This is a genomic window from Nocardia lijiangensis NBRC 108240 (genome assembly GCF_001613045.1).
GTDB classification, from domain to species: domain Bacteria; phylum Actinomycetota; class Actinomycetes; order Mycobacteriales; family Mycobacteriaceae; genus Nocardia; species Nocardia lijiangensis.
Genome location: NZ_BDBP01000089.1, coordinates 15,706 through 28,183, shown reverse-complemented (window position 1 = coordinate 28,183; position 12,478 = coordinate 15,706). Strand labels below are relative to the sequence as shown.

The 12,478-nt window shown below is 67.8% G+C and carries 1 protein-coding gene; it reads left to right on the top strand.

Annotation, left to right across the window (positions count from 1 at the left end):
* The first annotated feature begins 26 nt into the window (after positions 1–26).
* Positions 27–12,356, top strand: a complete 12,330-nt coding sequence (locus tag NL1_RS28385; protein ID WP_084511048.1) for a type I polyketide synthase — start codon at positions 27–29, stop codon at positions 12,354–12,356.
* The last annotated feature ends 122 nt before the right edge of the window (positions 12,357–12,478 follow it).

Below are 12,478 nucleotides of genomic sequence, written 5' to 3'. Positions count from 1 at the left end.
CGAAAGAGATCAGGGGAGATCGGATCATGGTCGGCGACAGTGAACTACTCAACAGCCTGCGATGGGCCACCATCGAACTCGACAAGCATCAGCGGGAATTGAACCTGCTGAAGGCCAGGGTGGATGAGCCGGTGGCGATTGTGGGTATGGGTTGTCGTTTTCCGGGTGGTGTGGGTTCGCCGGGGGATTTGTGGCGGGTTGTTGGTGGTGGGGTGGATGTGGTGTCGGGTTTTCCGGTGGATCGTGGGTGGGATGTGGGGGGTTTGTTCGATCCGGTGCCGGGGGTGGTGGGTAAGTCGTATACGTGTTCTGGTGGGTTTTTGTATGGTGCGGGGGATTTCGATGCGGGGTTTTTCGGGGTGTCGCCGCGTGAGGCGTTGGCGATGGATCCGCAGCAGCGGTTGTTGTTGGAGGTGTCGTGGGAGGCGTTGGAGTCGGCGGGGATTGATCCGTTGGGGTTGCGTGGCTCCCAGACCGGCGTCTTCGCCGGTGCGTACTTCCTGGGGTACGGACAGGGCGCGGCGGCGGATGCCGAGTTGGCGGGCTATCAGCTGACCGGTGGGGCGGGTTCGGTGGTGTCCGGTCGGCTGTCGTACACGTTGGGACTGGAAGGCCCCGCCATGACAGTCGATACGGCGTGCTCGTCGTCGTTGGTGGCACTGCATCTGGCGGGGCAGTCGCTGCGGTCGGGGGAGTGCTCGCTCGCGCTGGTCGGCGGGGTGACGGTGATGGCGACTCCCGGGGTGTTCGTGGAGTTCTCGCGCCAGCGCGCGTTGTCGGCGGATGGGCGGTGCAAGTCGTTCGCCGAAGCCGCCGACGGCACCGGCTGGGGTGAGGGCGCCGGTGTCCTTGTGGTGGAGCGTCTTTCGGATGCCGTGCGCAACGGCCGCCGGGTGTTGGCTGTGGTGCGTGGTTCGGCGGTGAATCAGGATGGCGCCTCGAATGGGTTGACCGCGCCGAATGGTCCCTCGCAGCAACGGGTGATTCGTGCGGCGTTGGCGAATGCGGGGTTGACGACGGCGGATGTGGATGCGGTGGAGGCGCATGGGACCGGGACGGTGTTGGGTGATCCGATCGAGGCGCAGGCGCTTATCGCGACGTACGGTCAGCGGGGGGTGGGTGCGGAGCCGTTGTGGTTGGGGTCGTTGAAGTCGAATGTTGGTCATATGCAGGCGGCTGCGGGGGTGGGGGGTGTGATCAAGATGGTGGAGGCGTTGCGTCGTGGTGTGTTGCCGAAGACGTTGCATGTGGATTCGCCTACGTCGCATGTGGATTGGTCGGCGGGTCGGGTGGAGTTGTTGGTCGAGGCTCGTGTGTGGCCGGAGGTGGGTCGTGTTCGGCGGGCGGGTGTGTCGTCGTTCGGGGTGAGTGGCACCAATGCGCACGTGATCCTCGAACAGGCGCCGCCTTCGCTGTACCGGCCGGACGAACCATCGGCGACCCCGACGGACGCCGCGCCCGACCCTGTGGTGTGGGTCGTCTCGGCGCGCGACCGCGCCGCGTTGGACGAACAGGCGCGGCGGCTGCTGGAATTCGTGACCGCCGACGAGGATCTGTCCGCGTCGGATGTGGGATTCTCGCTGACCGAGCGGACGGTCTTCGACCATCGCGCGGTGCTGCTCGGCAGCGGCCGGGCGAATCTGGTGGAGAGTTTGCGGGGACTGGTCGAGGATCGCCCGGACTCGGCGGTGATCACCGGGGCGGTCGGGCGGACCGGCAAGACGGTGTTCGTATTCCCCGGGCAGGGCTCGCAGTGGGTGGGGATGGGCCGGGAGCTGATGCGATCGTCCCCTGTCTTCGCCGCCCGCATGCACCAGTGCGCCGAGGTGTTCGCTCCCCTGGTGGACTGGTCCTTGCTCGATGTGGTGAACGGTTCGGAGGATGCCGCGTCGCTGGATCGCGTGGATGTGGTGCAGCCGACGCTGTTCGCGGTGATGGTGTCACTGGCGGAGCTGTGGCGATCGCTCGGCGTGGTCCCTGATGCGGTGGTCGGGCACTCGCAAGGCGAGATCGCCGCAGCCTGTGTGGCGGGCGCACTGTCGCTGGAGGACGCGGCGCGAGTGGTGATCGTGCGCAGCACGATGCTGGCGGAGGAGCTGGCGGGCGCCGGTGGCATGGCTTCGGTCGCCCTGCCATCCGCCACGGTCGAACAGGCACTGGTCGGGTGGGGCGGCCGGATCGTCGTTGCCGCGGTGAACGGCCCCAACTCCACCGTTGTCTCCGGTGCGATCGACGCCTTGGAAGAGTTCCTGAATTCCTGTGCGGCCGAGGGAATCCGAGCGCGGCGGATACCCGTGGACTATGTAGCCCACTCGCCACAGGTCGAGAGACTGCGCCGCCCTCTGCTCGAGGCGTTCTCGGATGTGCGGCCGCGGTCGTCGGACGTCCTGTTCTACTCCACGGTCACCGGTGCCGCGCTGGATACCGTGAACCTGGACGCGGAGTACTGGTACCGGAACTTGCGCGATGTCGTGCGCTTCGACGACGCGACCCGCGTGCTGTTCTCCGACGGTTACCGGGCGTTCGTCGAGGTGAGTCCGCATCCGGTCCTGACCGTCGGGGTACAGGAAACGCTGGAGACGGTGGGCGCGAAGGACGGCGACACGGTCGTCACAGGATCGATTCGCCGCGGCGAAGGCGACCTCGGCCGGTTGCTGAGTGGGGCGGCGGAGCTGTTCGTGGCGGGCGTGACAGTGGAGTGGTCGGTGTTGTTCGCCGCCCGCGGCGCTGGCCAGCGAGTGGAGCTGCCGACGTATGCGTTTCAGCGGCAACGGTATTGGCTGGTCGGCGGTGGCGCAGCCGACGCGTCGGGCCTCGGGTTGGGTGCGGCGGGGCATCCGTTGCTCGCCGCGGTGCTGTCCTCGCCCGATTCCGGCGGTGTGGTGTTGACGGGGCGGTTGTCGGTGGCGGGGCAACCGTGGCTGGCCGATCACAGGGTTTCCGGCCGGATCCTGTTCGCGGGCACCGCTTTCCTCGAGCTTGCCGTGCGGGCCGGCGACCAGGTCGGTTGCGGGGTGGTGCGGGAACTGACGCTGCGGTCGCCGCTGGCGCTGCCTGCTGACGCGGGGATACAGGTCCAAGTCGTGGTGGCAGGACCCGCCGAGGACGGACAGCGGTCGGTATCGATCTACTCTCGCGCCGAAGGTCTCGACACCGAGGGCGACTGGACGCTACATGCCCTCGGGACACTGAGCCCGAACATCGAAATCATCGAATCTGCAACAATGTTCGCGCATTGGCCGCCGTCGGCGGCCACACCGGTGGCCATCACGGGACTGTACGAACAGCTCCGGGAAGCCGGTTACGACTACGGCCCCGCATTCCAGGGACTACAGCGCGTCTGGCGGCGCGGCGAAGAACTGTTCGCCGAGGTTGCATTGCCCGAATCGGTGGCGGCGGAGGCGGGCCGGTTCGGACTGCACCCGGCGCTGTTGGATGCTGCCCTGCACACCCTGTTCGCCGACGGCGCGCTCGGCCAGACTCCGATGTTGCCGTTCGCTTGGCAAGACGTGACCCTGCACGCCACCGGCGCCACCATGCTGCGAGTGCACATCACCCCGGCCGAGCAAGGCGCCGGGATGCGCGTAGAGGTGGCCGACGCGGCGGGCCAACCGGTGCTCACAGCGCGATCACTCGTCTCACTTCCGGTAGGTACGGCCGAGCCGGTCGGGGCCGGCAGCGACCTCTATGTCGTGCGGTGGTCGTCCTTCTCGATGCCACCGCCTGCGCCGGTTTCGGCGTTCGCCGAATGGTCCGAAGTCGCGTCGCGCGGTGACGAGTCCGCCTCCGCGCCACCGGTCGTGGTGCTCGATTGCCGCCGCGGTGACAGATCGGGCGTCGCGGCCGAGGCGGTCGTGCCTGCGGATGTGCATGCGGCAACGCGCGAGGTCTTGACGGCACTGCAGGCGTTCTCGAGCGAGGACCGTTTCGCCTCGTGCACGTTGCTGGTGCTCACCCACGGTGCGGTGCGGCTCGGCGGCGAAGAAGCCACCGATCTACCAGGGGCGGCGATTTGGGGTTTGGTGAGAACCGCGCAATCCGAGGACCCCGGACGTATCGTGCTCGCCGACATCGATGCAGGCCGAGAGGACTTGGGCGAGGCCGGGTTGGCCGATATCGTGTCGGCGGTCCTCGCACCGGGGGAACCGCAGGTGGCGATCCGCGCTGGTGTCCTGCACGCGGCTCGCCTGACCAGAGTCTCCCAGCGCGACGGCCTGGTTGTTCCCGAGACGGAACACTGGCGGTTGGAGATTGTCGACAAGGGCACGTTCGACGGTCTCACGCTCGCGGCCGATCCGAGGTTCGGCGGACCACTCGAAGCCGGGCATGTGCGTATCGCGGTGCGAGCGGCCGGCTTGAACTTCCGGGATGTGCTCATCTGCTTGGGGATGTACCCGGATGCCGACGCGCTGATCGGCTCCGAGATGGCCGGCGTCGTAATCGAGGTCGGCGCCGATGTGACCGGCTTGAAGCCCGGTGATCGGGTGATGGGGTTGGCCGACGGCGGCGCCGCTCCGATCGTAGACGCCGATCGTCGGCTGATCACCCGCATACCGGCGGGCTGGTCGTTCGCCGAGGCGGCGGCGATCCCGGTCGTGTTCCTGACCGCCTACTACGCGCTGCGGGATCTGGCCGATGTCCGAGCGGGAGAACGGTTGCTGATTCATGCGGCGACCGGCGGCGTCGGCCTGGCCGCGATACAGCTGGCGCGGCACTGGGGGATGGACGTCTTCGTCACGGCCAGCAGGCCGAAGTGGAAGACGCTGCACGACTTCGGTTTCGACGATTCGCGCATCGGCGATTCGCGAACGCTGGAATTCGAGGAGAAGTTCGCGTCCGTCACCGGCGGTTCCGGAATGGACGTCGTGCTGGACTCCCTGGCCGAGGACTTCGTCGACGCCTCGTTGCGGCTGTTGCCGCGCGGCGGGCGCTTCATCGAGATGGGCAAGACGGATATCAGGGATCCCGAACAGATCGCCCTGGATCATCCTGGCGTCTTCTATCGCGCGTTCGAAACGGGTCAGGCAGGCGCCGACCGGATTCGGCAGATGTGGGTGGACCTCGGCGCCCTGTTCGACAGCGGCGCGCTCGGCCGACTTCCGGTACGCGCGTGGGATATTCGCGAGACCCCGGACGCCCTGCGGTTCTTCAGCCAGGCTCGCCACATCGGCAAGCTGGTTCTTACGATGCCGAGCACCGCCCACGGCACGGTTCTGGTGACCGGTGGAACGGGCGGTCTCGGCAAACTGATCGCCAAGCATCTGGTGAGCACGCACGGTGTTCGCTCGCTGGTGCTGGTGAGTCGCCAGGGGACGGCGGCGCCCGGCGCCGCGGAGTTGACAGCGGAGCTCACCGGCCTGGGGGCCCGTGTGCGGATCGCGGCGTGTGACATGTCGGACCGCGCGGCGGTTCAGGAACTGCTGAACTCGCTGCCCGCAGACATCCCGCTGTCCGGAATCGTCCACGCCGCAGGTGTCCTGGACGACGGTGTCATCCCGTCGTTGACACCCGAGCGGCTCGACGCCGTACTGGCCGCGAAGGCCGACTCCGCATGGTATCTGCACGAGCTGACCGCACACCGTGACTTGTCGATGTTCGTGTTGTTCTCGTCGGCCGCGGGCGTAATGGGATCGCCGGGCCAGGGCAATTACGCGGCCGCGAACATGTTCCTGGACGGGCTGGCGGCGGCCCGGCGCGCACAGGGTTTGCCCGCGCTGTCGATCGCCTGGGGATTGTGGACCTCGGCGACCGGAATGACGAGTCATCTCGGGGAGACGGATACCGGGCGTACAGGCCAGGACGGTTTCCCCTCGTTGTCCACCGAACAGGGGCTGCGCCTCTTCGATGCCGCCATGCGGCAACAGCATGCGGAGGTAGTGGCTGTTCGCATCGATTCGGCCGCTCTCTCGGCACGATCGCGAGCAGTGACGGTGCCGCCGCTGTTGCGAGAACTGGTGCGCGGATCACAGCGCGCGAGCGCGGCCGGCGTTTCCGGCGACGCCGACGCGACGGCCGCCCTGCGGAGCCGCCTGACCGGGCTGACCGAGGAGGAGCAGCACCGGATCGTCCTGGATGTGGTGCGGACCCAGGTCGCGGTGGTACTGGGGCATCCGGGGCCGACCGCGGTCGATCCCGACCGCGCCTTCCGGGATCTGGGGTTCGACTCGTTGAGTGCGGTGGAGGTTCGCAATCGATTGAAGTCGGTGACCGGATTGTCGCTCCCCGCGACGCTGGTCTTCGACTATCCGTCATCGGCCGTGCTCGCCGAGCATCTGCGCACGCTGATGACCGGTAGCGATGCGCCCCAGGCGATCTCCGTCGCGGCGCCGGTCAGGGTGGATGAGCCGGTGGCGATTGTGGGTATGGGTTGTCGTTTTCCGGGTGGTGTGGGTTCGCCGGGGGATTTGTGGCGGGTTGTTGGTGGTGGGGTGGATGTGGTGTCGGGTTTTCCGGTGGATCGTGGGTGGGATGTGGGGGGTTTGTTCGATCCGGTGCCGGGGGTGGTGGGTAAGTCGTATACGTGTTCTGGTGGGTTTTTGTATGGTGCGGGGGATTTCGATGCGGGGTTTTTCGGGGTGTCGCCGCGTGAGGCGTTGGCGATGGATCCGCAGCAGCGGTTGTTGTTGGAGGTGTCGTGGGAGGCGTTGGAGTCGGCGGGGATTGATCCGTTGGGGTTGCGTGGCTCCCAGACCGGCGTCTTCGCGGGGGTCATCTATCACGATTACGGGCTGACCGGTGGTGTCGGGGTGCAACCGGGTTCGGTGGTGTCGGGCCGGGTCTCCTACACGCTGGGATTGGAAGGTCCTGCGGTAAGCGTGGATACGGCGTGTTCGTCGTCGTTGGTGGCACTGCATCTGGCCGTGCAGTCGCTGCGGTCGGGGGAGTGCTCGATGGCGTTGGCCGGCGGCGTCACGGTGATGGCGACTCCGGCGGTGTTCGTCGAGTTTTCGCGGCAGCGCGGCTTGTCGCCGGACGGTCGATGCAAGGCGTTCGCCGAAGCCGCCGACGGTTTCGGATCGTCGGAGGGCGTGGGTGTCCTCGTGCTGGAGCGTCTGTCCGATGCTGTGCGCAATGGTCACGAGGTGTTGGCTGTGGTGCGTGGTTCGGCGGTGAATCAGGATGGCGCCTCGAATGGGTTGACCGCGCCGAATGGTCCCTCGCAGCAACGGGTTATCCGGGCGGCGTTGGCCAATGCGGGGTTGACGACGGCGGATGTGGATGCGGTGGAGGCGCACGGCACCGGGACGGTGTTGGGTGATCCGATCGAGGCGCAGGCGCTTATCGCGACCTACGGTCAGCGGGCGGCGGATGCGGAGCCGTTGTGGTTGGGGTCGGTGAAATCGAACATGGGACACGCGCAGGCCGCCGCGGGCGTGGGCGGCGTTATCAAGATGGTCGAAGCGATCCGGCGTGGCATCCTGCCCGCCACATTGCATGTCGACAAGCCCACATCGAAGGTGGAGTGGAACGAGGGGCGGGTCGAGTTGCTGACCGAAGCCCGCGACTGGCCCGCGAACGGGCACCCGCGCCGAGCGGGCGTGTCCTCCTTCGGAATCTCGGGCACCAACGCGCATGTGATTCTGGAGCAGGCGCCGCGCCCGGAATCGGATGCCCCGCGTCCGGACGCGCCGCGGGCGATCGCCTCCGATACGGCGTCGCAGCCGGTGGTGTGGACGGTGTCCGCGCGAGACCGGGCGGCTTTGCGTGACCAGGCGCGGCGGCTCTTGGATTATGTGACCGCGCGCGAGGATGTTTCGGCGTTGGATGTGGGGTTCTCGCTGGCCGCGCGTTCGGCTTTCGGGCAGCGCGCGGTCGTGGTGGGTAGCGGTCGTGACGAGCTGGTGGAGCGGCTGCGCGGGCTGGTCGACGATCGTCCGGATTCGGGAGTGGTCGTCGGCGCGGCCAGGCAGAGCGGGCGGACCGTTTTCGTATTTCCGGGACAGGGTTCTCAGTGGGTGGGAATGGGCCGGGAGTTGATGGAGACGGCTCCGGCGTTCGCCACGCGGATGCGCGAGTGCGCGGAGGTCTTCACCCCGTTGGTGGACTGGTCGCTGCTCGATGTGGTGCAGGGCGCCGAGGGCGCCGCGTCGCTGGACCGCGTCGACGTGGTACAGCCGACGCTGTTCGCGGTGATGGTGTCGTTGGCCGAGCTGTGGCGCTCGCTGGGGGTGGTTCCGGACGCGGTGGTCGGCCATTCACAGGGGGAGATCGCCGCGGCTTGTGTCGCCGGTGCGTTGTCGTTGGCGGATGCAGCGCGGGTGGTGATCGTGCGCAGCAGGATGCTGGCGGAGCGGCTCGCGGGTGCGGGAGGCATGCTCTCGGTGCCCTTGCCCGCGGCAACAGTCGAGCAGCGTTCGACGAAGTGGAACGGCCGGGTCGGTGTGGCCGCCGTGAACGGGCCCACCGCCACGGTCTTGTCCGGCGAGAACGAAGCTCTGGCAGAGTTCTTGACTTCCTGTGTGGCGGAAGGGGTTCGGGCTCGGCGGATACCGGTCGACTACGTGGCCCATTCGCCGCAGGTCGAGGTCTTGCGCACGGCGCTGGTCGAGGCGATCTCGGACGTACGTCCGAGATCGTCCGAGATCGCGTTCTATTCGACGGTGACCGGAGCCTCGGTGGATACCGCGGATCTGGACGCCGAGTACTGGTACCGGAATCTGCGCGACGTCGTCCGCTTCGAAGACACCACCCGCGCATTGTTCGCCGACGGTTACCGAGCCTTCGTGGAGGTCAGCCCGCACCCGGTTCTGACGGTCGGTACGCAGGAGACGCTGGAGTCGGCGGGCGCGACGGAGACCGATGTCGTCGTCGCCGGTTCGGTTCGTCGCGGCGAGGGCGGTTGGGGCCGATTGCTGGCAGGCGCGGCGGAGTTGTTCGCAGCGGGTGTCGAAGTGGATTGGCCGGTGGTCTTCGCGGGCCGCGGCGCCGACCGAGTGGACTTGCCGACGTACGCCTTTCAGCGGCAACGCTATTGGTTGACCGGTGCGGACGGTCCGGCTGACGTGACGGGTTCGGGTTTGGGAGCGGTGACGCATCCGTTGCTGGCCGCGGTGCTCGACTCGCCCGATTCCGGTGGGGCGGTGTTGACCGGTCGGCTGTCGCCTGCGGCCCACCCGTGGCTGGCCGACCACGTGGTGGCCGGTCGGATCTTGTTCCCGGGCACCGGCTTCCTCGAGTTGGCGATGCGGGCCGGTGACCAGGTCGGTTGTGGCGCGGTCCGCGAGTTGACGCTGCACGCGCCACTGGTGCTGGCCTCGGAGACCGGGACGCAGATCCAGGTCGTGGTGGCCGGACCCGACGACGACTGGCTGCGGTCGGTGTCGATCTATTCCCGCGCCGAGCATGCCGAAGCCGGGGGCGAGTGGATGCTGCATGCCCAGGGCTTGGTGAGTGCACTGCTCGACACCCCGGTCCCGGCCGCGGTGTTCGACTCGTGGCCGCCGGAGGGGGCGGTGCCGGTGCCGGTGGCGGGGTTGTACGAGCGGTTGCCGGACGCCGGTTTCGACTACGGCCCGGTATTCCAAGGCCTGCAACGGGTTTGGCGGCGGGGCGACGAATTGTTCGCCGAGGTGGCGTTGCCCGAGTCCGCAATCGAGGAGGCGGGCCGGTTCGGGTTGCATCCCGCGTTGCTGGACGCCGCTCTTCAGGCCGCCTTCACCGAGGATGGTGTCGCCGCGACGCCGATGTTGCCCTTCGCCTGGGAGGGGGTGACGTTGCACGCCACCGGCGCCACGATGCTCCGGGCCCGCATCACCCCGGCCGATCACAGCGGCGGGGCTCGGGTGCAGGTCGCCGATGCCGACGGTCGTTCGGTACTCACCGCACACTCGCTCACCTCGCGACCTGTACCGGTGGAACGCCTGCGCGCAGCGGGACACTCCGGCACGGAGGGATTGCTGCGGCTGCGGTGGACAGCCATCCCGGTGCCGAGTGGCGCCGCTCCCAAGTCCATTGCCGCCTGGGACGATCTCGACACCGATACCGGCGAGGTCGCGCAGGTGGTCGTGGCGGACTTCGGAGGTGGCATCGGTCTCGACGCGGTACATACCGAGACGCATCGTGTGCTCGAGTACGTGCAGCGCTGGTCGGCCGAGCCGCGGTTCGCTGGGTCGACCCTGGTGATACGCACCCGAGGTGCCGTAGGACGCACCGCAGCGGAGATCACCGATCTCGCCGGTGCGGCGGTGTGGGGTTTGGTTCGATCGGCCCAGCGGGAGGATCCGGGACGGATCGTGCTGCTGGACATCGACGCGGAGGACCTCGAGATCGACCTGCCTGCGCTCGTGGCGACCGAAGAACCCCAGATCGTGATCCGGGACGGTCGGCCGTACGGCACCCGGTTGACGCGCGTCGATGCGCCGGGGGTCGAAGGCGGCCCGGTTGCGTCGTTCGGTCCACAGGGCACCGTGCTGATCACCGGCGGCACCGGTGTCCTCGGCGCGCTGCTCGCCAAGCATCTGGTGACCGAGCACGGGGTGCGCCGTTTGCTGCTGACCAGTCGCCGCGGGAGGGATGCTCCCGGAGCGCCGGAGTTGCAGGCCCAGCTGACCGAGCTGGGCGCACAGGCGCAGATCGTCGCCTGCGATGTCTCGGAGCGCAGCGCGGTTGCCGCACTGCTCGCGCGGATACCCGCCGAGCACCCACTGACGGGGATCGTCCACACCGCGGGAGCGCTCGACGACGGCGTCATCGGATCGTTGACTCCGGAACGCATCAGCTCCGTGCTCGCGCCGAAAACCGATGCGGCTGTTCATCTGCACGAGCTGACCGAGACGATGGGGTTGTCGGCCTTCGTCATGTTCTCCTCGGCCGCGGGCGCCCTCGGCGCTCCGGGACAGGGCAACTACGCCGCGGCGAACGCGGCGCTGGACGCGTTGGCGGCGTACCGGCAGGCGCGGGGACTGCCCGCGCTTTCGGTGGGATGGGGCCTGTGGGCGCAGTCCAGCGGGCTGACCGGGCACCTGGACGACGGCGACGTCGGCCGACTGACCAGGGGTGGTTTCGCGGCGCTCGGCACGGCGCAGGCGCTGGCCCTGTTCGACCGAGCCATCGACGACGAGCACGAGCATGTTCTCGCCACGCAGGTGGACACGGCCGCCCTACGAGCCATGGCCCGGACCGAGCAGTTCCCGGCTCTGTTCGCCGAACTGGTGCCCACGGTGCGTCGTGCGGTGAAGCCGGCCCGGCAGGACTCGGGCCTGCGACAGCGTCTGCGAACGATGGACGACATCGAACAGCGGCGCGCGATAGCGGAGATGGTGCGGGCCCAGATCGCGACGGTCTTGGGTCACGATGGGCCTGCGGCGATCGATGCCGATCGGGCACTGCTGGAGTTGGGTTTCGACTCGCTGAGTGCCGTCGCGGCGCGCAATCGCTTGAAAACGGTCACCGGGCTGTCGCTGCCCGCGACACTGATCTTCGACCATCCGACCCCCGGCGCGCTCGCCGACCACCTCCACATGCTGCTCCGAGAGGAGCGCGAGAACGGAGGCGTCGACACCGCGGAAACCGATGCGGGAGAAGACTTCTCGCAGGAGTACACGCAAGCGAAACGGGCGGGCACGCTCGCGACCTTCTATGAAAAGCTGCGAGCGGGTGCGGACGCGAGACAGAAGTTCGAGTCCCACCTCTACGTCTCGCTCCCCACGCCGGTGCTCCTGGCGGACGGCCCCGACGACATCCGGATCTTGTGCATCCGATCGCTCACACCTGCGGGTGGCGTTCCTCAATACGCGAGACTGGCAGCGGAATTCAACGGAAAACATCGCGTTCTCGGCATCCCGCTCGTGGGATTCCAGCGGGGCGAGCAGCTTCCGGCAACGCCCGAGGCCGCGCTGAAGATGGTGGCGGAAGTGGTGGTCGAAGCCGCGGCGGGGCGGCCCTGCGTGCTCGCGGGATTCTCGTCGGGCGGCGCTATCGCCCACGCGGTCGCCGCGTATCTGGAGGACGACCACCGCGCGGACGTACTGGGCGTCGTTCTCGTGGATTCCTACGACGCCGCCAGTGGTGACACGTACGACGATGTACTGAGCATGGCCGAGAACTTCTCGCTGTTCGAACGAGATCGAGTCGGCGATATCGACAGGTTCGGATGTGAAGGAATGGTCGGGTGGGTGGATGTCTGCCGCTCGTTCGACTATGGCGAAATCGATCGCAGCGAGCTGTTCTTGCAGTGCCGAATTCCCTTGCGACCCGGTTTCGCCCTGGCGGAGCCGTGGTACCCGAGCCAGATCGTCAAGAAGATCTCGTCGGACCACCTGTCCGTCGGTGTGGAGGGCGCTTCCGAAGTAGCCCAGCTGATCGAGGAATGGCTGGGTTCTCTTCTCGAAGAAGGGAATTCGGGACATTGCGACTGAGGTCCGACAACGAATCCCGGCCGGCTCGGAAGGGCCGGCCGGGATCGCCTCGGGAATGCGAATACTTGCTATCCCCAGCTGGACGACGTCGCCGCGCCCGATCGAAGTGGATCCGGTCGACC

Bases quoted from the DNA above. Each gene is read 5' to 3' on its own strand.
- NL1_RS28385 (WP_084511048.1), top strand. From the start codon at position 27: ATGGTCGGCGACAGTGAACTACTCAACAGCCTGCGATGGGCCACCATC.